We start from the raw sequence: 24,360 nt of genomic DNA, 5'->3' as shown, positions 1-24,360 counted from the left end.
TACGAGCATGGCCGCAGGGCCGACGGAGGATCATGCGACCCAAGATCCTGGTTGTTGAGGACGATCACGCCCTGCGGGACGTGCTGCGCCGAGGCCTGCAGGACGAGGAGTTCGAGCCGGTCCTCGCTCCCGACGGTGCCACCGCCCTGCGGCTGGCGACCGCCGACACCGCCGCGGCCGTCCTGGACGTCGGCCTGCCCGACTCGGACGGGCGGGACGTCTGCCAGGCCATGCGCGCCAACGGCTTCCTCGCCCCGGTGATCTTCCTGACCGCCCGGCACCATCTCACCGACCGCCTGTCCGGCTTCTCCGCCGGGGGCGACGACTATCTGCCGAAGCCCTTCCATCTCGCCGAACTCGCCGCCAGGCTGCGCGCGGGGATCAGACGGGCCGCCCCACGCCCCAGCACCGCGACCGGTGATCTGGTCCTCGACGCGGTGGATCACAGTGCGACCGTGCACGGTGTCCGCACCGACCTCTCCCCGACGGAGTTCCGGCTGCTGGCCACACTCGTCGCCGCCGACGGAACGCTGGTGCGGCGCCGTGATCTGGTCCGGGCCGGCTGGCCCGAGGGCACGCACGTCAGTGACAACACGGTGGACCAGTATCTGACCCGACTGCGCCGCAAGCTGCGCAAGGCCGGCAGCCGGCTGACGATCGAGACGGCACGTGGCGTCGGACACCGCCTGTCATGAACCGAGTCCTGCGCCGCTCGCGCCGCCTGGTCCCGCGCACCCTGCGGGGCCGGCTCTCCCTCGTGGCGCTGGCCACCGCCGCCCTGCTGATGACGGTCCTGACCGTGGCGTTCAACGCCGTGATGGACGAGCACCTGCAACACCAGGCGGACGACGAGCTGCGCACCAGAGCGGCGGCGGCGACCACCACCGTCGACACCAGCGGTCCCCGGGTACGCGTCCTGGAGACCGTCAACGACCGGCTCCTCGACGCGAACGTGTGGATCTACGCGGGCGCCCGCCTGCTGGAGAAGCCCCCCTCCGCCACCACCGGGAGCCCGCTGAGCCGGGCCGCCGGCCGGCTGGCCGCACAGCCGAAGCCGGTGTGCGCGACGGCCGACGGTCACCGGCCCGTCCGGCTGTGCTCCCAGCGGATCCCCGGCCGCGACGCCACGGCCACGGTCGTCACCGCCCTGGACCTGGCTCCGTACCGCAGTTCGGCCGACACCCTGCTGCTGGCGTCGCTCGTCCTGGACGCGGTGATGCTCGGGTGCACGTACATCCTCACGCGCCTGTCCGTCGGCCGGGCGCTGCGACCGGTGCGGACGATGACCGACCAGGCCACCCAGTGGAGCGCCGTGGGCTCCGACGACCGCTTCGGCGCGGCGGATCACCCGGCCGAACTCGCCCGTCTGGGCGGCTCGTTGGACGCGCTCCTCGACCGCATACGCACCGTACTGCGCCATGAGCAGCAGCTGACGGGAGAGCTGTCCCACGAACTGCGCACGCCGCTCGCCCGGATCATCATGGAACTCGACTGGTGGCGGGCCGGCCCGCGCACGGACGCCGAGACCCAGGCCACCCACGAGGTGATCAGCGAGGCCGCCCAGTCCATGCGCTCGATCTGCGACACGCTCCTCAACGACGCTCGCGAGAACGCGCTCAACCCGGCGACCGCCCCCGCGACGACCGATGTCGTGCCCGTGCTGAGTGACCTGCTGCGGAGCCTGGACCCGCCGGACCGGGTGAAGGCCACGGTGGAGACGGGCACGCGGGTGCTGGAGGCGGGAGTGGCACCCGCTCTCCTCGAACGCATCGTCGGCCCGCTGCTCGCCAACGCCGTCCGCTATGCCCGCTCCAGCGTGGTCGTGTCCGCGCGGCGCCTGCCCAGTGGCGTGTGGATCGACGTCGTCGACGACGGCCCCGGCGTGCCCGAGCCGTTCGTGAACGAGCTGTTCCAGCCCGGCCGCCGTGCCGACACCGGCGACGGCCACGACGGCGCGGGCCTCGGACTGCCGCTCGCGCGACGTCTGGCCCGCGCCGTCGGCGGCGAGGTCTCCTACGATCCCGGGCACACGCCTGGAGCCAGGTTCACCGTCAGTCTCCCCGCCGGGTGACCGGCTACCGCTCCTCGTGCCCCGCCGCGGTGACGGTCCGGCGCTCCTGCAGGTGGGCGTACGCCATCAGCCCGAACAGGAGGACGAGCAGCACGGCGGACGAGCCCGCGGTGCCGAGGTCCAGGCCGCCCTTGGCGACCGGCTTGGTGAGGAAGTCGCCCGCGGTGGCGCCCAGCGGGCGGGTGAGGACGAAGGCGATCCAGAACAGCAGCACGTTGGGCACGACCGGCACCTTCATCAGCGCCAGGAGCACGCCGAGCGTCCCGGCCACGAGGAGCGCGCCACCGGCGTAGCCGAGGCCGGAGCTGTCGGACAGGAAGTCGCCCATCGAGGTGCCGAGGGTGTTCGACACGAGGATCGCCGCCCAGAACAGGGCCTCGCCCCTGAAGGTGACGATGTCGCGGATCTGGAAGGTCATCCCGCTCAGCTTCCAGGCGAGGAAGATCGCCAGGAGGATCGAGATCAGGATCGCCGCTCCGGCGGGGTAGCCCAGGCCGAGGCCCTGTGGGCCCCAGCCCAGCTTGGTCGCGCCGTTCGAGAGGAACTTGGCGCTGGCGTCACGGTTCATGAAGTCGGACATCGTGGTGCCGGCCATGCTGGTCGACAGGATCACGGTCCAGTAGAAGAACGGGTTGTAGCGGCTGGATCGCAGCTGCACCACGAGTGTCACCACGAAGATCACGAACAGCGCGATCGTGGTGAGGAAGTAGCCCAGCTTCAGGGTCTGTGCGAAGAGGTCGCCCGCCGTCTCGCCCAGGGTCGTCGCGGCGATCTTCATGATCCAGAAAGCCAGCGTGACCTCGGGCAGTTTCTTCATCACCGACTTGGTCGTTCCCGACGTGTTCGCCACGTCGAGGTCGGTGAAGACCTCGGATTTCTCCAACTCAGCTTCTCCTTGTCCGGTCGAACGACAGGGCGCTCGCCCCCGGAGTCGGGACGAGCGCCCTGTGAGTTGAGTCGGCCGCCGACGGCGGCCGAGATCGATCTCTTCGACCGTGGCACAGAGATCCTGAACGCATCCTGAACGCGTAAAGGGTGCAGTTCACACCGTCTGTCGGCCGGTCCGCTCCGGCGTGGCGACGTCCTTGCGGGTCACCCCCAGATACACGACCAGACCCAGGATGACGGCCAGGAACAGGGCACTGGTGATCACGGTGCCGAGGCCCAGCCCGCCGTCCGAGGTCGGCTGGGAGAGGTAGTCACCGATCGAGGCGCCGAGCGGCCGGGTGAGGATGTAGGCGATCCAGAAACTCCACACCGCGTCGAGCCCGAGCGCGAAGTGCGCGACGCCGATGGCGGCGATGGCCGAGGCGAACAGGACGGCGGAGAGCCAGTAGCCGGGATCCATGCGCTCGGACACGCTGCTCGACGCACCACTCGATCCGTTCAGCACGACCGACCACGAGACGGAGCAGTCATGACCACCACCGCACCCCTCGCCGACGGCCGCGTCATCGGCCTGGCCCACTACGCCTCGCGGGCCGTCCTGGAGCACGTCCTGGCCCCGTACGACATCGGCTTCACGCAGCTCGTCACCCTGCGGCTGGTCACCGTCGCGGACGGGTCCGTCGAGCGCGACGCGCTGGTCGACGGCGTCGTCGGCACCGTCAAGATCGGCGCCTCCGAGGCCCAGGGCTCGATCGACGGACTGATCACGGCGGGGCTGCTGACCCCGGAAGCACCCTCCCGCATGCGGATCACGGACGCGGGCCGGGACCTGTACGCCAAGGCCTCCGCCGAGGGCGCGGCCGTCGCCGACCGCCTCTACGCGGGCATCTCCGAGGAGGACCGGGCCGTCGCCGGCCGCGTGCTGACCCTAGTGACCGAGCGGGCCAACGCCGAGCTGGCCACCCTCGGCAGTTAGCCGAGCCAAGTAGCGGAATCGAGTAGTGGAATATTGAACCAACTGGCTCCGTTGTCGGCCTCGAAGGAGGTCACGAGTGGAGACTCAGGTGGAGACGACGTACTACGACCACGGAACGGCGGCCGAGCGCTGGGAGCGCGCGCGGCAGTTCTTCGACGCCAAGGACTACGCGGGCGCGGCCCGCGTCCTGGCCGGGCTGGTCGAGGAGGTGCCGGAGCAGACCGGACCCCGGCTGCTGCTGGCGCGCGCCTACTACCACTCGGCCCAACTGCGGCGCGCCGAGGCCGAGTTGCGCGTGATCGTCGAGCGCGACCCGGTGGAGCACTACGCCCGGCTGCTGCTGGGCCGCACGCTCCAGCGGCAGGCGCGGGACGCGGAGGCGCAGCCGCACCTGCGGATCGCCTCGGCGCTCGCGGGCGACCTCGACCGCGACTGATCACGGCGGCGGCGCACGGCGCCGACGCACGGCACACGGGGCCCGGTTCACCTGAACCGGGCCCCGCGCATGCGCTCGACGCTCCGGGCCGACACCGCCACCGGGCGGCCCGTGGCATGCTGACCCGATGGCGACTCCCCATGACCGTGCCGAACGCGCGCCCCTCGTCGAACGGGTCGAGCAACTCCTCGCGGGTGACGGCCCGTTGCCCATCGTCGCGGCCGGCGACCCCGTACTGCGGCGCGGCACCGAGCCGTTCGACGGCCAGCTGGAGCCCGCCCTGCTGGCCCGTTTCATCGAGGCGCTGCGCCGCACCATGCATGCGGCCCCGGGCGTCGGACTGGCCGCGCCACAGGTCGGCCTGGAACTCCGGCTCGCGGTCATCGAGGATCCGGCGCCGGTCCCGGACGAGGTACGGCTCGCCCGCGGCCGGGTCCCGCAGCCGTTCCGCGTCCTGGTCAACCCGTCGTACGAGCCGGTCGGCACCGCCCGCGCCGCGTTCTTCGAGGGCTGCCTGAGCGTGCCGGGCTGGCAGGCCGTGGTCGCCCGCCACTCCGAGGTGCGCCTGCGCGCCCAGGACGAACACGGCCGCACCGTCGACGAGACGTTCACCGGCTGGCCCGCCCGCATCGTCCAGCACGAGACGGACCACCTCGACGGCACCCTCTACCTCGACCGCGCGGAACTGCGCTCCCTGTCCTCCAACCAGTCGATGCTGGAGCGCTGGACACAGCCGACACCGGAGGCGGCGGCAGCGGCGCTCGGCTTCCCTCTCCCCACGGGCCGGGAAGGGGAAGGCCGCTAGCGGGCGGTGGGGCCGGGGCCGGTCAGGCGCCGTCCCGGTACGCCTCCAGCAGGCGCAGCCAGACCTCGCTGATCGTCGGGTAGGACGGGACAGCGTGCCAGAGGCGGTTGACCGGGACCTGGCCGGCGACCGCGATGGTCGCCGAGTGGATCAGTTCGCCGACGCCGGGGCCGACGAAGGTGACACCGCGCAGGATCTCCTCGTCCAGGTCGACGACCATGCGGGCGCGGCCCCGGTAGCCGTCGGCGTACAGGCCCGCGCCGGCGACCGAGGAGAGCTCGACGTCGACGGCCCGGACGCGGTGGCCGGCCTGTTCGGCCTCGGCGAGGGACAGGCCGACGGCGGCGGCCTCGGGGTCGGTGAAGACGACCTGGGGTACGGCGTGGTGGTCGGCCGTGGCGGCGTGGGCGCCCCAGGGGTCCGACTCCAGGATGGGCACGCCCAGGGCGCGGGCCGCGATGGCGGCGCCCGCGATGCGCGCCTGGTACTTGCCCTGGTGGGTGAGCAGGGCGCGGTGGTTGACGTCGCCGACCGCGTAGAGCCAGTCGCTGCCGGTGACCCGGAGGCTGTCGTCGACGGGCAGCCAGGAACCGGGCTCCAGGCCGATCGAGTCGAGACCGATGTCGTCGGTGTGCGGGGCGCGGCCGGTGGCGAAGAGGATCTCGTCGGCCTCGATGCGGTCGCCGGCGTCGGTGACCGCCACGACGGTGCCGTTCTCGCGGGTCACGGACGCGACGGAGGTGCCGAGACGGACCTCCGAACCGGCCTCGGCGAGCGCATCGGCCACCAGTTCGCCGGCGAAGGGCTCCATGCGGGGCAGCAGGCCCTTGCCCCGGACCAGGAGGGTGACCTGGGAGCCGAGGGCCTGCCAGGCGGTGGCCATCTCGGTGGCGACCACGCCGCCGCCCACCACGATCAGCCGGCCGGGCGCGGCCTGGGCGCTGGTGGCCTCGCGGCTGGTCCAGGGCTTGACGTCGGCGAGCCCTGGCAGGCCGGGCAGCTGGGCGCGGGTGCCGGTGCAGACGGCGACCGCGTGCCGGGCGGTGAGGGTCGTGACGTCGCCGTCGGGGCCGGTCACGGTGACCGTGCGCGGTCCGGCGAGGCGGCCGTGGCCGCGGTACAGGTCGGCGCCGATGCCGTCGAGCCACCCGACCTGGCCGTCGTCCTTCCAGTGCGAGGTGTAGTCGTCGCGGCGGGCGAGGACCGCCGTGGTGTCGAGGGGGCCTTGCACAGCCTGGGCGAGGCCGGGCAGGCGGCGGGCGTCGGCGCGGGCGATGACCGGGCGCAGCAGGGCCTTGCTGGGCATGCACGCCCAGTACGAGCACTCGCCGCCGACCAGCTCGCTCTCCACGACCGCGGTGGACAGACCGGCCGCGCGGGTGCGGTCGGCCACGTTCTCCCCCACGGGTCCGGCCCCGAGCACCACGACGTCGTACGCGATGGATTCCGTTTCCGTCATGGGCACAGTCTGCTGGGTGGTGTGCGCGAGGGCCACACGGGTACGAGCGCGGAATACCTCACCGGATGGCCGTGTTGTGCCCACGGCTTCGCCCCCACAGCAGGAAGAAGGAATCGCGCATGAGCAGCACCGTGGAGCTCACCAAGGAGAACTTCGACCAGACGGTCACGGACAACGACTTCGTCCTGATCGACTTCTGGGCGTCCTGGTGCGGGCCGTGCCGTCAGTTCGCGCCGGTCTACGAGAAGGCGGCCGAGGAGAACCCGGACCTGGTGTTCGGCAAGGTGGACACCGAGGCCCAGCCGGAGCTGGCCGCGGCCTTCGGTATCCAGTCGATCCCCACGCTGATGATCGTCCGCGACCGGGTCGCCGTGTTCGCCCAGCCTGGCGCCCTGCCGGAGGCCGCCCTGACGGACGTCATCGGCCAGGCCCGCAAGCTGGACATGGACGAGGTCCGCAAGGCCGTCGCCGCGCAGCAGGCGGAGGGCGGCGAGCAGTAGGCCGGCAAGGCCCCGCAGGGTCCGGCTCAGGTCCGGACCGCGGGCCGGTGAAAGAGATGCTGATGGGTACCGCCCGCGGCGCGTCGCGCGCCGCGGGCGGTTCTGCGTCCGCTTCGGACCGGCCGGCCCGTACGGAGTCCGCCGTCAGGTGGAGTCGCGGTGCACCACCGACGCTCCGAGCACCTTGTGGGTCTCGGGTTCGGCGCCGGGGTCGCGCACCGCGCGGTCGACCAGTTCGGCGAGGTCGCGGCCGGAGGGCAGGTCGATGTGGACCGTGCTGAGCCGGGGCCGCAGCAGCCGACCGAGCATCAGGTCGTCGGCGCCGATCACCGCCGCATCCTCGGGGACGCGGACGCCCTCGTCCTGCAGGGCGCGCATCAGCAGCATCGCGTACTCGTCGTTGTAGGCGAAGACGGCGTCCAGTCCCGACTGCCGCCAGCGCGCGGCCAGTTCGGCGGCCGCCCGTTCCTCGTGGGCGAGCGGCAGCTCGGTCACCGTCGCGTCGGTGTCGCGCAGGGCCTGGCGTACGCCGTCGAGGCGAGGCCGGGAGAAGACCTCCAGTCCGGGTTCCTCGGGTACGACGACGCCGATCCGGCGCCGGCCTCGGGCGTACAGGTGGGTGCCGGCGCAGTGGCCGACGCTGTCGTGGTCCATGAGCAGCGCGTGGGCCCCCTCGACGCCGTCGGGGCCGAGCGTGACCACGGCGCGGGCACCGGCCCGCTTGAGGACCGCGACGCCATGGGGGCCGAGTCCCGCGCCGGGCGCCAGTACGGCCACCGGCCGCAGTTCGGCCCAGGCGCGGGCGGCCTCGTCACCCCGCAGACCGACGGTGCCGAACTGCACCACCGTGTAGTCGAGGCGGCCGAGCGCCCACTGGAGATCGTTGATGAACTGGCTGTAGAGCGGGCCGACCGGCACGGTCGGGGCGGGCATCAGGACGATGCGGCTGTGCCCGGCGCGCAGGCTGCGGGCGGCGGCGTGGGGCACGTAGCCGAGTTCCTCGGCGGCTTCGTGGACGCGACGGCGCGTGGCCTCGCTGATCCGCACGGCGCTGGTGTTGTTGAGGACGTAGGAGACGGTCGCGCGCGATACGCCGGCCAGTCGGGCGACATCGGCGCTCGTGGGAACGGAGCGCGGTGCGGGCGACGCGGACGAGGGCGTGTTCGGTATCTGCACCATGACGTACCGCATCTTGGCAGAAGCGCCGAGGCCTGAAACCGGCGGGGGAACGCCCGATTTCCGCCCTACGGCCACCCTGCGACGAACATGTTCGTCACGTACTTGTTCTTTACGAACATGTTCGTTAGCGTGAAGACATGACAGCCCGCCCCGACTCCCCCCGCAGCCGCCGCGAGCGCCCGGCCAAGCCCGCCCTGACCAGGAAGGGCATCGTGGCCGCCGCCGTCGCCGTGCTGCGCGCCGAAGGACTCCGGAAGGTCACCATGCGCCGCCTGGCCCAGGAGCTCGACACCGGCCCGGCCTCGCTGTACGTGTACGTGCGCAACACCGACGAGCTGCACGCCGCCGTCCTGGACGAACTGCTCGGCACCGTCGGACCGGCCCCGGCCGAGGGAACTTGGCGGGAGCGGCTGGAGCGGGTGCTCACCGCGTACACCGTGATGCTCCTCGAACACCCGAGCCTCGCCCGCTCCGCGCTGTCGGCCCGCCCCAGCGGCCCGCACTACCTGAACCTGATCGAGACGCTGCTGGCGCTGCTGGACGAGGGCGGGGTGCCGCCCGCGCAGGCCGCGTGGGGCGTGGACCTGCTCCTCCAGCACGCCACCGCGACGGCCGCCGAGCACTCCGGCCAGGACGCCTCACCCCTCGCCCGGGACGACTGGGACGCCCTGACCCGGGCCCTGCGCGAGGCGTCCGACCGCACCCACCCGCACATCGCCGCGACCGCCGGCGAGCTGGTGTCGGGGGCGCCCGAGACCCGCCTGTCGTGGGCGTTCCAGGCACTGATCGGCGGCATCGAGCGGACCGCCGTACCGAACTGACCACCTACCGGGCCGAATTGACCACCCGCCGGGCCGGACTGACGCTCCCCGGGCCGAACCCACCCTCCCCCGGGCCGACTCGACCACGCCCCGGGGCGAGTGGACCGCCACACCCCACCGAGCACACCTCAGGAGGCCACCATGCCCTTGCCCCACCACCCCATAGCCGTCGTAGGCGCCGGACTGGGCGGGCTCGCCCTCGCCCGGGTCCTGCACGTGCACGGCATCGAGGCGGCCGTCTTCGACCTCGACGTCTCGCCCGACGTCCGCGCCCAGGGCGGCATGCTCGACATCCACGACGAGTCCGGGCAGGAGGCCCTGCGCGCCGCCGGACTGCACGAGCGGTTCCTCGCACGGGTCCTCCCGGGCGGCCAGGAGCTGCGGGTCCTCGACAAGGACGCCGTGGTCCGCAGGGCCGAGGCCGACGACGGCACCGGCGGGCGGCCCGAGATCGACCGCGGCGCGCTGCGCGACCTGCTGCTGGACTCGCTGCCGCAGGGCACGATCCGCTGGGGCGCGAAGGTCACCGCGGCCCGCCCGCTCGGCGGCGGCCGGCACGAGGTCGTACTCGCGGACGGCAGCGGGTTCACCACGGACCTCCTGGTCGGCGCGGACGGCGCCTGGTCCCGGATCCGCCCGCTGCTCTCCCCCGCCCAACCCGCCTACACGGGCGTCTCGTTCATCGAGGCGGACCTGCTGGAGGCCGAACTGCGGCACCCGGTGGGCGCGGAGGTCGTCGGCGGCGGCATGCTCTTCGCGCTCGCGCCCGGGCGGGGCTTCCTCGCCCACCGCGAGAGCGACGGCAGCCTGCACGTGTACGTCGCCGTGGTGGCCCCCGAGGAGTGGCCGGACGGCATCGACTTCGGCGACACCGAGGCGGCCAAGGCCGCCGTGCTGGAGCACTTCGCAGGCTGGGACAAGAGCCTGCGGTCACTGGTCGCGGACGCGGACGGCGCGCTGGTGCCGCGGCGCATCCACGCCCTGCCCGTCGGCCACCGCTGGGACCGGGTCCCCGGTGTCACGCTGCTCGGCGACGCCGCCCATCTGATGTCGCCGTTCGCGGGCGAGGGCGCCAACCTGGCGCTGCTCGACGGCGCCGAACTGGGCCTGGCCATCGCCGCGCACCCCGGCGCGACCGAGGCGGCGCTGGCCGCCTACGAGGAGCGGCTGTTCCCGCGCGGCGAGGCGGCCGCGGCAGACTCCGCGCGCGGCATCGAGCTGCTGTTCGGCGCCGACGCCCCGCAGGGGCTGATCGACATGTTCACCGCCGGCGGCTGAACGGGGCTCGGCGGGACGGATCCGTACCCGCGGACACCACCGCGCCCACGGACACCACCGCGCCCACGGACACCTCCGTACCCGCGGACGACCGCGCAACCGTCACGCGGACGACCGCCCCCCGTCACCCGGCCGCCTCCGTGCCCGTCACCCGGGCGACGAGGTCGAGCCAGCCGGCCTCCAGCCGCTCCATGGGCATCCCGCACTCCCGGGTCAGATGGAGGATCAGGGCGGGGTCGAGACGGCTCATCAGCGTGTGGGCGAGGAGCTCGCAGTCGGCGTCCGGCTGGACCTGCCGCAGCAGCACCAGGACGTGCGTGTGCAGCGCCCTCACCGAGGGGTGGGAGAACCGGCGGGCCCCGTCCGCCTGGGCGGCCAGCTGCAGGTCCAGCTGCTCGGCCGTGCGGTAGAGCACCGCCACGCCGAACGCCCGCAGCCGCTCGACCGGCGGTGCGCCGGGGCCCAGCGGCGGCGGCCCGCAGAGGAAGTCCGCCTGCAGCGTCTTCGCGGAATGGTCCAGCAGCGCCGTGAGCAGGCCGGTGCGGTCCCCGAAGCGGCGGAAGACCGTCCCCTTGCCCACCTCGGCCGCGGCGGCCACCGCCTCCATGGTGACCCCGGCCGCTCCGTGCTCCGCGACCAGCCGGGCGGCCGCCTCCAGCAGCCGGGCACGGTTGCGGGCCGCGTCGGCGCGCAGGCACGGCTCGTCGGGCGCCGAGCCGACCTCCAGCAACTGGGGTGTTTCGACGAGCTCCTGGGGCTGCTTAGGGAAGGGCGGCAGGGCGCTGGACATGAAGACAGCGTAAAGCACGGGAAGAAAACTGGACCACGGTCCGTTTGGGGTGCTAGAAACTAAGCGGACCCCGGTCCGGATGTAGCGGCAGTGTTTCACCCCCCTTGGAGTTCCCCATGTCTGTTCGTATCCTCGCGCTCGTCGGCAGCCTCCGCGCCGGTTCCCACAACCGCCAGCTCGCCGAGGCGGCCGTCAAGGTCGCTCCGGAGGGCTCCGAGGTCAATGTCTACGAGGGCCTGGCCGAGATCCCCTTCTACAACGAGGACCTCGACGTCGAGGGCAGCGTGCCGGCCGCCGCCGCGCGTCTGCGTGAGGCTGCCCAGGCCGCCGACGCGTTCCTGCTCTTCTCCCCCGAGTACAACGGCACGATCCCGGCCGTCCTGAAGAACGCCATCGACTGGCTGTCCCGCCCGTACGGCGCCGGCGCCTTCGGCGGCAAGCCCGTCGCCGTGATCGGCACCGCCTTCGGCCAGTACGGCGGCGTGTGGGCGCAGGACGAGGCCCGCAAGGCCGTGGGCATCGCCGGTGGCAAGGTGATCGAGGACATCAAGCTCTCCATCCCCGGCTCCGTGACCCGCTTCGCCGAGACCCACCCGGTCGACGACGCCGAGGTCGCCGCGCAGCTGACCGAGGTCGTCGCGCGCCTGCACGGCAACGTGGGCGCGGCCGCCTGATCCGGGCCCCCCGCACGCCGAAGGGGCCGGAGCTCACCGAGCTCCGGCCCCTTCGCGCCGCCCGCTCCCGCCTCGACCGCCGGATCCCGCCCCCGCCCGGCGTCCCCGACCGCCCCGCCCCGGCCCGCTCTCGTCAGTCGAGGTCGGCCAGCCGGCGCACGGCAGGCGCGGCGAACCTCTCGATCCACTCGGCCGTCTCGCCCAGGCGCGGCGCCAGGATCACCGTGTCGATGCCGAGCTTCGCGTACCCGTCGATGTCGCGCAGGAAGGCGTCGAGGTCGCCGGTGGTGGCGGGGTCGCCGGTGTAGGCGAAGGTCTTGCGGACGGTGTCGTAGTCGCGGCCGACCGCGTCGCAGTGCCCGCGCAGCACCTCCAGCTTGTGCCGCAGTTCCTCGGGGGACGAGGGGATCAGGTTGCAGGCGTCCGCGTACTGGGCGGCCAGCCGGAGCGTCTTCTTCTCTCCCCCGCCCCCGATCATGATCTCCGGGTGCGGCGCGCTCACCGGCGCCGGTACGCACAGGGTCTCGGCGAGCCGGTAGTGCCGGCCCTCGAAGGGGCCGTTGTCCCGCGGGTCCCACATCTGCAGACAGATCCGCAGGGTCTCCTCCAGCCGCTCGAACCGCTCGGCCAGTGGCGGGTAGGGCACGCCGAGCCCGTGGTGCTCGCGGTCGTACCAGGCCGCCCCGATGCCGAGTGTGGCCCGGCCGCCGGACAGCACGTCGAGGGTGGTGGCGATCTTGGCCAGCAGCCCGGGACGGCGGTACGTCACGCCGGTCACCAGCGCGCCGAGTCGGACCGTGGAGGTGTGGCCGGCGAGGTAGCCCAGCGTCGTGTAGGCCTCCAGCATCGGTGCCTCGGCGCCGCCGTTGAACTCCATCTGGAAGTAGTGGTCCATCACCGACAGCCAGCTCACGCCCGCCGCCTCGGCCGCGGCACCCGCGGCGGCCAGTTCGCCGCCGAGCGCGGGCCCGCCGCCCAAGTGGTCGAACCGGTTGATGTGCACGCCCACGCGCATGTCCGTCTCCCTCGCGACCGGATCCTCGCCGTCGCACACGAAGCTAGGACTTCGAGCGCTCTCGAAGTCAACCGGCGCCCGGTTGCCCGGCGAGCGTGTCGCCCAGGGGAGTGCGTCGGTAGAGCACCCTCCGTCCGTCGCGGGCGCGGGTCACCAGGCCGGTGCCGTGCAGTACCCGCAGGTGCTGGGAGACGGCGCTCGGTGTCACCCCGAGGCGGCGGGCGAGCTCCACCGTCGGGAGGGGCTCGGCCAGCAGGCGCAGGACGGTCGTCCGGGGCGCGCCGAGCAGGGCGGCGAGCGCCGAGGCGTCGGGGCCGGGTCGCGGTTCCCAGAGGGTGGCGGCGCCCCGGCCGGGGTAGGCGACCATCGGCGCCTCGGCGGCGCTGATCGGCGGCGCGGGCTTGTGCGCGAACAGTGACGGGACGAGTCTCAACCCCCGCCCCGACGCGTCCACTTGGTGGTGGCCGATCATCTTGTCGACGGTCAGCACGCTGTCCCGCCAGCGCAGGTTCGGGTGCAGGTCGCCGAAGAGCAGCCGCGCGCCGCCCATGGCCAACTGCCGGGCTCGATAGGTGATGTCGCCCTCCAGCACGAGCCGCATCCGGGGCCAGTGCGGCAGCAGGGCCGCTGTCCAGTAGCGGCGCAGCACCGCGCAGAGGGCGTCGACCAGGTCGCGCACGGGCGCGTCGCCGGGTGCCGCGGCCTGCCGCAGGGCGTGCGGGAGCGGCCGGGGCGCGTGGGCGGCGAGCAGGTCGCGCCGTACGACCTCCACTGGCGTGGCACGTACGGCGGCCAACTCGTCCTCGAAGGCGGGCGCGAAGTCCGTCGGGCGGGGCGTCAGGAAGTCGGGCAGCGCCAGGGTGTCGCCCACCAGCGCGGACAGCAGCGGCAGGTCGGCCGGGTCGAGGGTGCCGAGGACGCGGGCGCGCCACCGGGCGTGCAGCGGGTAGAGGGCGGGGGCGCGCAGCGCGCGCAGGCTGCCCATGACCTCGGACAGCGGAGAGATCGCGAACCGGGTGTCCGCGAGGTCCTCGGCACCGAGCCGGAAGCCGATCATGTAGCCCCCGTCTTCATTCTTTGGCAACCGCTCGTCCGTGGCCTGGACTTCGACGCATGACGGATCACATCCACCGGCAGGCTACTGCGGCCGCGCCCGTGTCGTCGCGGGTGATCGCCCTGCTGGCGCTCGCCTGCGGGGTCGCGGTCGGGAACGTGTACTTCCCGCAGACCATCGGCCCGCTCGCCGCCGCGGGCCTGCATGTCTCCCCCGACGCGGCCACCTCCGTGGTCACCGCGACCCAGTTCGGCTACGCGGCGGGCATCTTCCTGCTGGTCCCGCTCGGCGACCGGTTCCCGCACCGCCCTCTGCTCGTCACGCTGCTCGCGCTGACCGGCCTCGGACTGGCCGTCGCGGCCGCCGCGCCCGGGCTGCCGCTCCTCCTCGGCGCGAGCGCCCTGGTCGGTGTCACCACGGTGATCGCCCCGCTGGCCGGGCCGCTGGCGGCCGGTCTGGTCCCCGAAGGGCGGCGCGGGGTGATCGGCGGCACCCTGCTGAGCGGCGCCATCGCGGGCATGCTGCTGTCCCGCGCGATCGGCGGCACGCTCGGCGACCGGCTCGGCTGGCGGGCTCCGTACGTCCTGGCCGCCCTGCTCTCCCTGACGGTCGCCGCACTCCTGGCCCGTACGCTCCCGGCCACGGCGCCCTCCGCCAGGGACCGCTATCCGGCCCTGCTCACCGAGCCATTGCGCCTGCTGGGCGCCGAGCCCCTACTGCGCCGCTCCTGCCTCTACCAGGCCACGGTGTTCGCCGGATTCTCCGCCGTGTGGACCGGCGTCGCGCTGTTGCTGACCGGCCCCGTCTACGGCATGGGCGCGGACGCGGTCGGACTGCTCGCGCTGGTCAACGCGGCGACGATGCTGGTCACGCCGGTCGCCGGACGTCAGGTGGACCGGCGAGGCCCGGACACGGTGAACCTCGTGTGCTTCCTGGGGGTGGCCGTCTCGGCGGCCGTGCTGGCGTGCGGCGGGTTCGGCGGCGCGGCGGGGCTGACGGCCCTGGTGGTGGGCACGCTGCTGCTCGACGTCGGGATGCAGTCCGGCATGGTCGCCAACCAGGTGCGCGTCTACGCCCTGGGCGCCGAGGTCCGCAGCCGCCTCAACACCGCCTACATGACGTGCGCGTACCTCGGTGGCAGCCTGGGCTCCTGGCTCGGCGCCCGCGCCTACGCCGCCTTCGCCTGGCCGGGGGTGTGCGCCCTGGTGGCCGTCCTCACCGCCGTGGCCCTCGGCCGGCACCTGGCGAGCCCGCGGAGTCCGAACCGGCGGACGGGGCAGACGGGTCGGGACGACGCCACCCGCCTGGCGGCGGGCGGCTTCCGCCGGACGGCGGCCCCCGGTTCGCCCGCCGCGCGCGGATGATGACTGATGTCCCAGTGGCCAACAGGAGGAGACGCCATGAGCTCGGCCCCGCCCCCGTTCGACCCGGAACTCGCCGCATCGCTGGAGTTGATCAAGGACGTGGTCTCGCCGGGCTTCACCCGGGAGGAGATCGACACCGTCCGGCAGCAAGCCACGGTCGGGGCGCTCACGCCGCTCGACCTCACCCTGGGCGGCGCGTTCGAGGTGGCGGACCGGGTCGTCCCAGGGCCCCTGGACGCGCCCGACATCTCCCTGCTGATCTGCCGCCCCACCGCCCCGGCCACCGCCGGCCCGCTGCCGGTCGTCTACCAGGTGCACGGCGGCGGGATGGTCCTCGGCGACAACAGGTTCGGCGTGGACAGTCCGTTGGAGTGGGCGAGGGAACTGGACGCGGTGGTGGTGTCGGTGGAGTACCGGCTGGCGCCGGAGCATCCGCACCCGGCCCCGATCGACGACGTCCACGCGGGTCTGCTGTGGACGGCCGCGCACGCCGAGGAGTTCGGCGCCGACCCGGAGCGGATCGTGATCGCCGGGACCAGCGCGGGCGGCGGCCTCGCCGCGGCACTGGCCCTGCGGCTGCGGGACGAGGAAGGGCCGCGGGCCATCGGGCAGATGCTGATGTGCCCGATGCTCGACGACCGCAACGACACCCCGTCCACCCACCAGATGGCGGGGCTCGGCCTCTGGGACCGTACGGCCAACGAGACCGGCTGGAGCGCGCTGCTCGGCGACGCGCGGGGCGGGCCGGACGTGTCGCCGTACGCCGCCCCGGCCCGCGCCACGGACCTGTCCGGTCTGCCGCCCGCCTTCCTGGACGTCGGATCCGCGGAGACCTTCCGCGACGAGGTCGTCGCCTACGCCTCGCGGCTGTGGCAGGCCGGCGGCGTGGCCGAACTCCACGTCTGGCCGGGCGGCTTCCACGGTTTCGACGGCTTCGCCCCGCAGGCGGCGCTGTCGCGGGCGGCGCGTGCGGCGCAACTGGACTGGCTGCGCAGGCTGCTGGCGCAGTAGCGTGGGCCCGGTCAGCCCTGGGCCAGGTCAGCCCTGGGCCGGGGGGCTCGCCGCGGCGGCCTGTTTGATCGCCTCGCGGATCCGGGCGTAGGTGCCGCAGCGGCACACGTTCTCGATGCGGTCGATGTCGGCGTCGGTCGGGTGGGACGTCCTCTTCAACAGAGCGGCCGCGGCCATGATCTGCCCGGGCTGGCAGAAGCCGCACTGCGCCACGTCGCGGTCGATCCAGGCCTGTTGGACGGGGTGCAGGGTGTCCCCGTCGGCCAGCCCCTCGATGGTGGTGACGGTCCGGTCGGCGCAGTCCGCGACGGGCACGACGCAGGGCTGGATCTCCGCGCCGTCGAGATGGCTGGTGCAGGCGCGGCAGACGCCCACCCCGCAGCCGTACTTGGGGCCGGTGACGCCGAGCAGGTCGCGCAGCACCCACAACAGCGGCATGTCGTCGGGTGCCTCGACGGTGACGGGTTTTCCGTTGAGGACGAAGGAGTACGAACGCATCGGGGCCTTCTCGGAAGTCGATCAGATGGGGAGTTCGATCAGGAGCTGATCGGCAGCGATCGGCAGCGATCGGAAATGGATCAGAAGTTGAGCGGGAAGCGGCGGGGCCTGGTGCCGGTCGCGCGGGCGTACGCGTTGGCGACGGCTCCGGCCGCGGCCGGCACCCCGAGTTCGCCCGCGCCGCCCGGCTCGCCGTGGGAGGGCATGACGTGCGCCTCGAAGCGCAGCGGTGCCTGTCCCTGGCGGGCGTAGCGGAAGTCGGCGAAGCTGCCCTCGCGGACGGCGCCCCGGTCGATGTGCAGGCCGGCCTGCAGGACGGTGGAGATCCCGTCCATCGCCGTGCCCATCAACTGGGCTTCCAGGCCACGCGGGTTGACGCAGGTACCGACGTCCGCCGCCATGACCACCTTGGTCACCCGGGGCTTCTTCGGGTCAGTGGCGTCGATCTCGACGAGGCAGGCCACGCAGGAGCCGTACTCCTCGTGGACGGCCACGCCCTGGCCGGTGCCGGCCGGCATGGCGCGGCCCCAGTGACCGGCGGCGGCGACCTTGTCGAGCACGGCCCGCACCGCCTTGCTCCGCAGCGTGGTGCGCCGGAAGGCGACCGGGTCCTTGCCCAGGGCGCGGGCGACCTCGTCGACGACGACCTCCTCGGCCGTCCGCATCGTGCCGGAGTCCACCGACCGCCAGGCGCCCAGCGGGATCGGCAGCTGGATCCCGCCCGAATTCCCGCCGACGCGGCCGAAGTTGTACAGGCCGCTGTCGCTGGGCACCGGGCCGGCGGCGCGGGTGACGCCGCCCTGCGCGGCCAGGCCCTTCCCGTCGAACGACTCGCCCACCGAGGCCATCAGGTGCTCGAAGGCCACCACCCGACCTCCCGAGACGCTCGCCCGGATCCGGTGGTGGCTGGCCGGGCGCATCCGGCCGTGCCGGATGTCGTCGGCGCGGGTCCACATCAGTTTCACCGGGCGGCGGGCCGCCTTCGAGATCAGAGCCGCCTCGATCGCGGCGTCGAAGTTCAGCCGCCGTCCGAACGAGCCACCGCCGCGCACGACATGCACCCGGACCTTGGACGCGGGCAGCCCGACCGTCTGGGCGAGGCTGTCGCGCGCGTCCATCGGCGTCTGCGTGGAGAACCAGAACTCCGCGCGGTCGGCGCGGACGTCCGCGACCGCCGTCAGCACCTCCATCGGGGCATGGCTGACGAACGCGAACTCGAACTCGCCCTGCACCTGGGTCGATCCGCGCGGCGGCGTGGAGGACCGGGGGACGGCGGCCTTCAGCCGGGACCGGATCGCGGCGTCCGAGAACGGCGCGAGCGGGCCCGGGGCCCAGGTGATGCGCAGCGCGTCCCTGGCCTTGAGGGCGTAGTGGAAGGACTCGGCGACCACGGCGACCGTGCCGGCGGCCTTGACGATCGCGAGGACGCCGGGCATGGCCCGGGCCGCCGTGTCGTCCACCGAGACGAGCTTGCCCCTGACCGTCGGCGGCCGGGCCACCACGGTGGGCTTCGCCCCGGCGGCCGGCAGGTCGCCCGCGAACCTGGCGCGGCCGGTGACGATGTCCCGCGCGTCGATCCGGTTCGTCGGCCGGCCGATCACCCGGTGCCGGGAGGCCGGCTTGGGCTTGTCGGACACGGCCGGGTGACGGATCCGGGCGGCGGCCTCGGTGAGCGCGCCGAAGGTGGCGTTGCGCCCGTCCGGCGCCACGACCCGGCCGTTCCAGGTGCGCAGGGTCCGCGCGGGCAGGTGCCACCGCTGGGCGGCGGCGGTCACCAGCTTGGCGCGGGCCGTGGCGGCGAGCTGCCGGGCCGGGCCGTACAGCGAACTGACCGAGCTGGAACCGCCGGTGTACTGGTTGCCCTTGGTCCGGGCATCGGCGAGCGGGATGTCGACATCGGCGAGCCGGGCGTCGAGCTCCTCGGCGATCATCATGGCGACCGCGGTGGTGATGCCCTGGCCGACCTCGACGCGCGGCAGCCGGACGACCACCTTGTTCTGCGCCGTGACCTCCAGGACGAGCATCTCCTCGTCGGCGCCGGTCACCAGGACGTCGGAGGCCCGCGCGCCCTCGGCGCCCTGGGCGGACGGGGAGTCGCAGGCGAGCGGCGCGGCGACCGTGAGGGTGGTCGCGGCCAGCGTGTAGACCATGAATCTCCGGCGGGACAGCCCGCCGTGCCGCTCGGGCGCGGTGCCGTCGTTGAGGTCCAACCGAGGACTCCTGTCGATTGTCTGTGCGTCGGTCGGTGCGTCGCGACTCGGTTCTCGACAGGTATGAGGGTTCCACCTCACGCTCGGTTGCGTGCCGGGCCCGGTCTCCTCGAACGGTGTGCGGATGACGGATGATGGGCCGTATGAAGGAGCTGGCCGGGCGCCTGGCGGCGGTGGATCCGGATGCCGGGGCCGCCGTCCGGGTCATCGCCTACTTCGACCGTCTGACCGAGACCCGGGCCGGTCTGGAGGCGCTGGTGCGCGGCGCCGCCGTCCTGTCGGGCTGTCCCGCGCGGCTCGTCGACGTCGAGCGGCGGGTCGGGATGCGGGTGGAGCCGGACGGGCGGCGCGTGGCGGCGGACGGGCCGCCGGACCCGGGCCGGCCGTCCGCGCCTCTGGTTCCGGGCGGGCCGCCGGCGTTGTGGCTGGAGCGGGCGTCGGCCGGGCCGAGCGTGGTCGACGCGGTGATCCTGGAGCGGGCGGCCTCGGCGGTACGGTCCGTGCTGGACCGCATCCGGGGCCGCGCCCCGGCCGCGCCGGTCGACGATCCGGCGCTGGTCGAGACGGTGCTGGACGCCACGGCCCCCGAACGGACCCGGCTGCACGCAGCCCGCGGCCTCGGCCTGGACACGGCCGACCCGGCGGCCCGGGCCCGCGTCGTCGTCACGCCCCTGGGTCCGCCGCGGATCCGGCCGGTCGCCGAGGACACCGCGCGAGGCCGGGCCGCCGGCCTGGACCTGCCGCCCGGCCGGGTGGGCATCGGCCCGGCCGTCCCCCTGCCGGAGCTCCCCCACTCCTGGGCCGCCGCCCGCACCGCCCTGCGGTTCACCGCCGACGGCAACGCGCAGGACCCGGGGCAACGGGTCGTCCGCGCCGAGGAGTTGGGCGGCATCGCCCTGCTCGCCGACCTCGTCGCGCCCGGTGCCGCACCGCCCCCCGACGTCCTGGCCGTCGAGGCCGCGGCGGTGGACGCGCCCTGGATGCTGCGCACGCTGCACGCGGTCGTGTCGACGCCGAGCCTGCGGGCGGCCGCCGCGGAGGCCGGCGTGCACCACTCCACGCTCCAGGACCGGCTGACCCACGCCGAACACCTGCTGGGCTGGCCGGTACGGTCCCCGCAGGGCCGATTCCGGCTGCAACTGGCCCTGACCATACGGCACTTGGCGCGCGGTCAAGCACCGTCCGCGGCGGTCGACACCCCCTAGTAGACGTCGCGCACGTACCTGCGGTCGGCGGCGAGCTGCTTGACGTACGCCGCCGCCGCGTCCTCGGTGAGGCCCCCGTGGAGCACGGCGATGTCGCGGAGGGCCCGGTCGACGTCCTTGGCCATGCGGGAGGCGTCGCCGCAGACGTAGAAGTGGGCGCCGTCCTGGAGCCAGGACCACAGCAGGGGGCCGTGTTCGCGCATCCGGTCCTGGACGTAGACCTTGGCGCGCTGGTCGCGGGAGAACGCGGTGTCGAGGCGGTCGAGGGCGCCCTCGGCGAGGAAGCCGGTCAGCTCCTGCTCGTAGTAGAAGTCGGTGGCCCGGTGCTGTTCGCCGAAGAACAGCCAGTTGGGCGCCCGATGGCCGCGCGCCCGGCGTTCGTGCAGGAACCCGAGGAAGGGGGCGACGCCGGTGCCGGGGCCGACCATCACCATGGGTGTCGACGGGTCGGCGGGCGGGCGGAAGTGCGCCGAGCGCTGGATGTGCACCGGTACGGCCGTGCCGGGTTCGGCGTCGGCGAGGAAGGGGGAGCAGACGCCCTGCCGGGAGCGGCCGAGCCGGTTCTCGTACCGGACGACGGAGACGGTCACCGACACCAGGTGGGGGTCGGTCAGCGGGCTGGAGGAGATGGAGTACAGGCGGGGCTGCAGACGGCCCAGGACCCCGGCCCACTCCGGCGCGCCCGCCCGGACGCCGAACTCGCCGACCACGTCCACCGCCTGGCGGCCCCAGGACCACTTCGCCAGCTCGCCCTTGTTGTCCGGGCGTAGCAGTTTCCGCAGCTCGCGCGGGTCGCGGGTCCGGTCGGCGACGAAGCGCAGCAGGTCCGGGGTGATCCGGGTGATGTCCAGATGGCGCAGGAGCGCCTCGCCGAGGGCGACCTCGCCCACGTCCGCGACCTCGACCGCCGCGTGTGCGTCCAGGCCGGTGATGGTCAGCCACTCGTCCACCAACGAAGGGGAGTTGAGCGGCCGTACGCCGAGAGCGTCCCCGGCCTCGTAGACGAGCGGTGTCTCGCTGTCGCGGGTGTCGAAGGTGAAGCGGCGCACCTCCTTGCCCGCGCCCGGCAGGCTCAGCAGCCGGTTGCCGGTGAGGCGGGCGGTGACCGGGGCGGGGCGCGGGCGGCGCGGCGGCGCGGGCGGCGCCGATGGGGGCCCCTGGGCCGGGCCCGCCGAGGTGTCCTTGAGGGCGGTGAGCACCTGGTCGAACCAGTCCTCGGCCGCGCTCTCGTAGTCCGGTTCGCAGTCGGTGCGCGGTGCCAGCCGGACCGCGCCGAGCTCGTCGAGGCGGTGGTCGAGGCGGCGGCCGTGGCCGCAGAAGTCGTCGTACGACGAGTCCCCGAAGGCCAGGACCGCGTAGCGGCGTCCCTCCAGGCGATCGGCGCCGGGCGCGGCCAGGGTGTCCCAGAAGCCGGTGCCGTTGTCGGGCGCGTCGCCGTCGCCGAAGGTGCTGGTGATGAGCAGCAGATCGGCGTCGGAGGGCAGCGCGGCGGGGTCGGCCTCGTCCATGGCGACCAGGGCCGGGGCATGGCCGTGGGCGGTGAGCCGCTCCGCGGTGCTGGCGGCGAACTCCTCGGCGTTGCCGGTCTGGGAGGCCCACAGGATCACGATCTGCCGTCCGGGCACCGGCTGCGTGACCGGGGCGGAGACGGCACGGGAGTACATGCCGGCGAGGGTGCCGTTCACCCACCGGGCGTGCTCGGGGCTGAAGGGGGCGTCCGGGGGCAGGACGGGCACGCCGGGGGCTCCGACCGGGATACCGGCGAGGAAGCCGACCAGGTACTGCCGTTCGGGCTCGGTCAGGACGGGCGGGGGCGTGGCGGCGAGGCCGAAGACGGCGACGGCCGCGGACGGGGAGGGCGGAGGGGACGAGGCCGCGTGGACGGCGGCCGGCGGGAGTCCCGGCGGCGCGGCACCCGGCCCGAGGCCCGGCGCTCCGGGCCCGTGGCCCGCTGCCCCGGAGCCCGGCTCGGGACCCGCCCCCACGGCCGTCGGCGGCCGCACGGTCACCGGCGTGTTGACCTTCGTCAGCGAGACCGCGCACACCTTCAGCTCCGGCTGGAAGGACAGCGGGTCGACGGCGTCGCTGGTCACCGCGTTGACGCTCAGGTACTCCCCGAACAGGTCGTTCCAGTGGAAGGGCGCGAAGCAGCAGCCGGGCAGCACCCGGTCGGTGACCACGGCGGGCAGCACGGCCCGTCCGCGCCGTGAGGCGACCTCGACCGAGTCCCCGTCGGCGATGCCGAGACCGGCCGCGTCCTGCGGGTGCACCTCCACGAAGGGCCCGGGGTTGAGCTTGTTGAGCTTGGGCACCTTCGCCGTCTTGGTGAGGGTGTGCCACTGGTGCTGGAGGCGGCCGGTGTTGAGGAGGAACGGGTAGTCGTCGTCCGGCAGTTCGGCCGGCGGGACGTGCGGGCGGGCGTGGAAGACGGCCCGGCCGCCGGGGGTGGGGAAGGTGAGGGTGCCGTCCGCCTCGACGTACCGGACGGGGTTGCGGGCGGGGCCGTCGGGGGTCGGCGCGGGCCACTGGACGGGGGTGGAGCGCAGCCGCTCGTAGGTCACGCCCCGCAGGTCGTAGCCGGTCTTGGGGTTGTGGGCCCGCTTGATCTCCTCGAAGACCTGCTCGGCGCTGTCGTACGCGAACCCCTCGTAGCCCATCGCGCGGGCGACGGCGGCGATGATCCGCCAGTCGGCCGTGGCCTCGCCGGGCGGGTCGGCGGCGGGCCGGGCGAGGGTGAGGTTGCGCTCGCTGTTGACGAGGACGCCCTCCGTCTCGGTCCACAGGGCGCCGGGCAGGACGACATCGGCGTACGCGTTGGTCTCGGTGTCGGTGAAGACGTCCTGGGTGACGACGAACTCGGCGGCCTCCAGGCCCTCGATGACCGTCTTGCGGTTGCCGACGGAGGCGACCGGGTTGGTGCAGATGATCCAGCACGCCTTGATGTCTCCGTCGGCCATCCTGCGGAACATGTCGACGGTGCCCTGGCCGACGCCGTCGGCACGGACCGTGCCCGGGGGCAGCTCCCACAGGTCCTCGGCGAAGGCGCGGTCGGCGTCGACGAGGACGGACCGCTGTCCCGGCAGCCCCGGCCCCATGTAGCCCATCTCCCGTCCGCCCATGGCGTTGGGCTGGCCGGTGAGGGAGAAGGGCCCGCTGCCGGGGCGGCAGATCGCGCCGGTGGCGAGGTGCAGGTTGATCAGGGCGTTGGTGTTCCAGGTGCCGTGCGTGGACTGGTTGAGGCCCATGGTCCAGCAGCTGGTCCACTCCCCCGCCTCGCCGATCAGCCGGGCGGCCTCGCGCAGGTCGGCCTCCGGGATGCCGGTGAGCTCCGCCACGGTGGCGGGCGGGTAGTCGGCGAGGAACTCGGGCATCGCCTCCCAGCCCTCGGTGTGGGCGGCGATGAAGGCGGGGTCGGTGCGGCCGTTCTCGTGCAGGAGGTACAGGAGGCCGTTGAGCAGGGCGAGGTCGGTGCCCGGCCTGATGCGCAGGAACAGGTCGGCCTTGGCGGCGGTGGCGGTGTGCCGGGGGTCGACGACGATCAGCTTGGCGCCGGCCGACTTGACCCGGTCCATCATGCGCAGGAAGAGGATCGGGTGGCAGTCGGCCATGTTCGAGCCGATGACCAGGAACAGGTCGGCGTGGTCGAAGTCCTCGTACGAGCCGGGCGGGCCGTCCGCGCCCAGCGACAGCTTGTAGCCGGTGGCGGCACTGGCCATGCACAGCCGGGAGTTGGACTCGATCAGGTTGGTGCGGATGTAGCCCTTGGCCAGCTTGGTCGCCAGGTACTGCGCCTCCAGGCTCAGCTGCCCGGAGACGTAGAGCGCGACCGCGTCGGGCCCGTGCTCGTCGATGATCGCCCGCAGCCGCCGCGCGGTCTCCAGGACCGCCGTGTCCAGCCCGGTGGGCACCGCCTCCTCGCCCCGCTCGGGCCGCAGCAGGGCGGTGGTGAGCCGGCCGGGGGCACCGAGCATGTCGGCCGTGGTGGCGCCCTTGGTGCACAGCCGGCCGGCGTTCACCGGGTGCTCCTTGTCGCCGGACGCCTTGAGCACCGTACGACGGCCGTCCGGTCCCCGTCCGATGTCGAGGACCATGCCGCAGCCCACTCCGCAGTACGAGCACACCGTGC

The 24,360-nt window shown here is 73.7% G+C and carries 21 protein-coding genes and 1 pseudogene; 12 read left to right on the top strand and 10 right to left on the bottom strand.

Annotated elements, in window-relative coordinates:
* Positions 1–32 precede the first annotated feature (32 nt).
* Positions 33–695, top strand: a complete 663-nt coding sequence (locus tag ACWGKT_RS00875) for a response regulator transcription factor (protein ID WP_356144701.1) — start codon at positions 33–35, stop codon at positions 693–695.
* On the top strand, positions 692–2,071 hold the full coding sequence (locus ACWGKT_RS00870; protein WP_453271902.1) for a sensor histidine kinase: 1,380 nt from the start codon (positions 692–694) through the stop codon (positions 2,069–2,071). The genes ACWGKT_RS00875 and ACWGKT_RS00870 overlap by 4 nt, the downstream gene beginning before the upstream one ends.
* Positions 2,072–2,075: 4 nt before the next feature.
* Here ACWGKT_RS00870 and ACWGKT_RS00865 read toward each other — a convergent pair whose 3' ends face one another.
* Together ACWGKT_RS00865 and ACWGKT_RS00860 are read right to left on the bottom strand one after the other, a co-directional pair.
* Positions 2,076–2,954 (bottom strand): COG4705 family protein, encoded by an 879-nt coding sequence (locus tag ACWGKT_RS00865; protein ID WP_453271901.1) that lies wholly within the window; start codon positions 2,952–2,954, stop codon positions 2,076–2,078.
* Between the two features lie 159 nt (positions 2,955–3,113).
* Positions 3,114–3,437, bottom strand: a pseudogene (locus ACWGKT_RS00860) (hypothetical protein); the annotation flags it as partial.
* A 51-nt stretch (positions 3,438–3,488) separates the two neighbouring features.
* On the opposite strand from ACWGKT_RS00860, the gene ACWGKT_RS00855 reads away from it, so the two are divergent.
* The 3 genes from ACWGKT_RS00855 to ACWGKT_RS00845 all read left to right on the top strand — a co-directional run bounded on the left by ACWGKT_RS00855 (position 3,489) and on the right by ACWGKT_RS00845 (position 5,176).
* On the top strand, positions 3,489–3,935 hold the full coding sequence (locus tag ACWGKT_RS00855; RefSeq protein WP_453271900.1) for a MarR family transcriptional regulator: 447 nt from the start codon (positions 3,489–3,491) through the stop codon (positions 3,933–3,935).
* 88 nt (positions 3,936–4,023) lie between these two features.
* The gene (locus ACWGKT_RS00850; protein ID WP_356144836.1) at positions 4,024–4,371 is read left to right on the top strand and encodes a tetratricopeptide repeat protein; all 348 of its coding nucleotides are present in this window, start codon (positions 4,024–4,026) and stop codon (positions 4,369–4,371) included.
* 127 nt (positions 4,372–4,498) lie between these two features.
* Positions 4,499–5,176, top strand: a complete 678-nt coding sequence (locus ACWGKT_RS00845; protein ID WP_453271899.1) for a peptide deformylase — start codon at positions 4,499–4,501, stop codon at positions 5,174–5,176.
* A 22-nt stretch (positions 5,177–5,198) separates the two neighbouring features.
* On the opposite strand, the gene ACWGKT_RS00840 is transcribed toward ACWGKT_RS00845, so the two are convergent.
* Positions 5,199–6,635 carry a dihydrolipoyl dehydrogenase family protein gene (locus ACWGKT_RS00840; RefSeq protein ID WP_453271898.1) on the bottom strand — a complete coding sequence of 479 codons (1,437 nt, stop codon included), beginning with the start codon at positions 6,633–6,635 and terminating at the stop codon, positions 5,199–5,201.
* Between the two features lie 119 nt (positions 6,636–6,754).
* On the opposite strand from ACWGKT_RS00840, the gene trxA reads away from it, so the two are divergent.
* Positions 6,755–7,135: a thioredoxin gene (trxA, locus tag ACWGKT_RS00835; RefSeq protein WP_356144687.1), complete on the top strand. Its 381-nt coding sequence runs from the start codon at positions 6,755–6,757 to the stop codon at positions 7,133–7,135.
* Between the two features lie 144 nt (positions 7,136–7,279).
* Here the strand turns inward: trxA and ACWGKT_RS00830 are convergent, their stop codons facing one another.
* Positions 7,280–8,326 carry a LacI family DNA-binding transcriptional regulator gene (locus tag ACWGKT_RS00830; RefSeq protein WP_453271897.1) on the bottom strand — a complete coding sequence of 349 codons (1,047 nt, stop codon included), beginning with the start codon at positions 8,324–8,326 and terminating at the stop codon, positions 7,280–7,282.
* Between the two features lie 125 nt (positions 8,327–8,451).
* Here ACWGKT_RS00830 and ACWGKT_RS00825 point away from each other — a divergent pair, with 125 nt between their 5' ends.
* Together ACWGKT_RS00825 and ACWGKT_RS00820 are read left to right on the top strand one after the other, a co-directional pair.
* On the top strand, positions 8,452–9,135 hold the full coding sequence (locus ACWGKT_RS00825; protein WP_453271896.1) for a TetR/AcrR family transcriptional regulator: 684 nt from the start codon (positions 8,452–8,454) through the stop codon (positions 9,133–9,135).
* A 141-nt stretch (positions 9,136–9,276) separates the two neighbouring features.
* Positions 9,277–10,413 (top strand): FAD-dependent oxidoreductase, encoded by a 1,137-nt coding sequence (locus ACWGKT_RS00820; protein ID WP_453271895.1) that lies wholly within the window; start codon positions 9,277–9,279, stop codon positions 10,411–10,413.
* 124 nt (positions 10,414–10,537) lie between these two features.
* Here ACWGKT_RS00820 and ACWGKT_RS00815 read toward each other — a convergent pair whose 3' ends face one another.
* Complete coding sequence (locus ACWGKT_RS00815) at positions 10,538–11,221, bottom strand: TetR/AcrR family transcriptional regulator (protein WP_356144679.1); 684 nt, start codon at positions 11,219–11,221, stop codon at positions 10,538–10,540.
* 98 nt (positions 11,222–11,319) lie between these two features.
* On the opposite strand from ACWGKT_RS00815, the gene ACWGKT_RS00810 reads away from it, so the two are divergent.
* Entirely contained in the window at positions 11,320–11,877 is a 558-nt protein-coding gene (locus ACWGKT_RS00810) for an NADPH-dependent FMN reductase (protein WP_235452372.1), read from the top strand.
* A gap of 133 nt (positions 11,878–12,010) precedes the next feature.
* Here the strand turns inward: ACWGKT_RS00810 and ACWGKT_RS00805 are convergent, their stop codons facing one another.
* Together ACWGKT_RS00805 and ACWGKT_RS00800 are read right to left on the bottom strand one after the other, a co-directional pair.
* Complete coding sequence (locus ACWGKT_RS00805; protein WP_453271894.1) at positions 12,011–12,892, bottom strand: LLM class F420-dependent oxidoreductase; 882 nt, start codon at positions 12,890–12,892, stop codon at positions 12,011–12,013.
* Positions 12,893–12,959: 67 nt separating this feature from the next.
* Positions 12,960–13,949 (bottom strand): metalloregulator ArsR/SmtB family transcription factor, encoded by a 990-nt coding sequence (locus ACWGKT_RS00800; protein WP_453272085.1) that lies wholly within the window; start codon positions 13,947–13,949, stop codon positions 12,960–12,962.
* Positions 13,950–14,005: 56 nt separating this feature from the next.
* Here ACWGKT_RS00800 and ACWGKT_RS00795 point away from each other — a divergent pair, with 56 nt between their 5' ends.
* Positions 14,006–15,310, top strand: a complete 1,305-nt coding sequence (locus ACWGKT_RS00795) for an MFS transporter (RefSeq protein ID WP_453271893.1) — start codon at positions 14,006–14,008, stop codon at positions 15,308–15,310.
* A gap of 36 nt (positions 15,311–15,346) precedes the next feature.
* Complete coding sequence (locus tag ACWGKT_RS00790; RefSeq protein ID WP_453271892.1) at positions 15,347–16,321, top strand: alpha/beta hydrolase; 975 nt, start codon at positions 15,347–15,349, stop codon at positions 16,319–16,321.
* A gap of 27 nt (positions 16,322–16,348) precedes the next feature.
* Here ACWGKT_RS00790 and ACWGKT_RS00785 read toward each other — a convergent pair whose 3' ends face one another.
* Both ACWGKT_RS00785 and ACWGKT_RS00780 read right to left on the bottom strand, forming a co-directional pair.
* Positions 16,349–16,819, bottom strand: a complete 471-nt coding sequence (locus tag ACWGKT_RS00785) for a (2Fe-2S)-binding protein (protein WP_235452368.1) — start codon at positions 16,817–16,819, stop codon at positions 16,349–16,351.
* A gap of 80 nt (positions 16,820–16,899) precedes the next feature.
* The gene (locus ACWGKT_RS00780; RefSeq protein ID WP_453272084.1) at positions 16,900–18,969 is read right to left on the bottom strand and encodes a molybdopterin cofactor-binding domain-containing protein; all 2,070 of its coding nucleotides are present in this window, start codon (positions 18,967–18,969) and stop codon (positions 16,900–16,902) included.
* A 203-nt stretch (positions 18,970–19,172) separates the two neighbouring features.
* Between ACWGKT_RS00780 and ACWGKT_RS00775 the strand changes: the two genes are divergently transcribed.
* On the top strand, positions 19,173–20,234 hold the full coding sequence (locus tag ACWGKT_RS00775; RefSeq protein ID WP_453271891.1) for a helix-turn-helix domain-containing protein: 1,062 nt from the start codon (positions 19,173–19,175) through the stop codon (positions 20,232–20,234).
* On the opposite strand, the gene ACWGKT_RS00770 is transcribed toward ACWGKT_RS00775, so the two are convergent.
* Positions 20,231–24,325 (bottom strand): molybdopterin-dependent oxidoreductase, encoded by a 4,095-nt coding sequence (locus tag ACWGKT_RS00770; RefSeq protein ID WP_453272083.1) that lies wholly within the window; start codon positions 24,323–24,325, stop codon positions 20,231–20,233. The two genes, ACWGKT_RS00775 and ACWGKT_RS00770, sit on opposite strands and share 4 nt — an antisense overlap.
* Positions 24,326–24,360: the final 35 nt, after the last annotated feature.

The organism is Streptomyces sp. NPDC054794, assembly GCF_053611585.1.
The sequence above is the reverse complement of the archived record's forward strand: the minus strand, read 5'-3'. Positions and strand labels throughout refer to the sequence as shown.

Coding starts and splice junctions, on each gene's coding strand:
- ACWGKT_RS00875 (WP_356144701.1), top strand. CDS start 33: ATGCGACCCAAGATCCTGGTTGTTGAGGACGATCACGCCCTGCGGGAC.
- ACWGKT_RS00870 (WP_453271902.1), top strand. CDS start 692: ATGAACCGAGTCCTGCGCCGCTCGCGCCGCCTGGTCCCGCGCACCCTG.
- ACWGKT_RS00855 (WP_453271900.1), top strand. CDS start 3,489: ATGACCACCACCGCACCCCTCGCCGACGGCCGCGTCATCGGCCTGGCC.
- ACWGKT_RS00845 (WP_453271899.1), top strand. CDS start 4,499: ATGGCGACTCCCCATGACCGTGCCGAACGCGCGCCCCTCGTCGAACGG.
- ACWGKT_RS00840 (WP_453271898.1), bottom strand. CDS start 6,635: ATGACGGAAACGGAATCCATCGCGTACGACGTCGTGGTGCTCGGGGCC.
- trxA (WP_356144687.1), top strand. CDS start 6,755: ATGAGCAGCACCGTGGAGCTCACCAAGGAGAACTTCGACCAGACGGTC.
- ACWGKT_RS00830 (WP_453271897.1), bottom strand. CDS start 8,326: ATGCGGTACGTCATGGTGCAGATACCGAACACGCCCTCGTCCGCGTCG.
- ACWGKT_RS00825 (WP_453271896.1), top strand. CDS start 8,452: ATGACAGCCCGCCCCGACTCCCCCCGCAGCCGCCGCGAGCGCCCGGCC.
- ACWGKT_RS00820 (WP_453271895.1), top strand. CDS start 9,277: ATGCCCTTGCCCCACCACCCCATAGCCGTCGTAGGCGCCGGACTGGGC.
- ACWGKT_RS00810 (WP_235452372.1), top strand. CDS start 11,320: ATGTCTGTTCGTATCCTCGCGCTCGTCGGCAGCCTCCGCGCCGGTTCC.
- ACWGKT_RS00805 (WP_453271894.1), bottom strand. CDS start 12,892: ATGCGCGTGGGCGTGCACATCAACCGGTTCGACCACTTGGGCGGCGGG.
- ACWGKT_RS00800 (WP_453272085.1), bottom strand. CDS start 13,949: ATGATCGGCTTCCGGCTCGGTGCCGAGGACCTCGCGGACACCCGGTTC.
- ACWGKT_RS00795 (WP_453271893.1), top strand. CDS start 14,006: ATGACGGATCACATCCACCGGCAGGCTACTGCGGCCGCGCCCGTGTCG.
- ACWGKT_RS00790 (WP_453271892.1), top strand. CDS start 15,347: ATGAGCTCGGCCCCGCCCCCGTTCGACCCGGAACTCGCCGCATCGCTG.
- ACWGKT_RS00785 (WP_235452368.1), bottom strand. CDS start 16,819: ATGCGTTCGTACTCCTTCGTCCTCAACGGAAAACCCGTCACCGTCGAG.
- ACWGKT_RS00780 (WP_453272084.1), bottom strand. CDS start 18,969: ATGGTCTACACGCTGGCCGCGACCACCCTCACGGTCGCCGCGCCGCTC.
- ACWGKT_RS00775 (WP_453271891.1), top strand. CDS start 19,173: ATGAAGGAGCTGGCCGGGCGCCTGGCGGCGGTGGATCCGGATGCCGGG.
- ACWGKT_RS00770 (WP_453272083.1), bottom strand. CDS start 24,325: ATGGTCCTCGACATCGGACGGGGACCGGACGGCCGTCGTACGGTGCTC.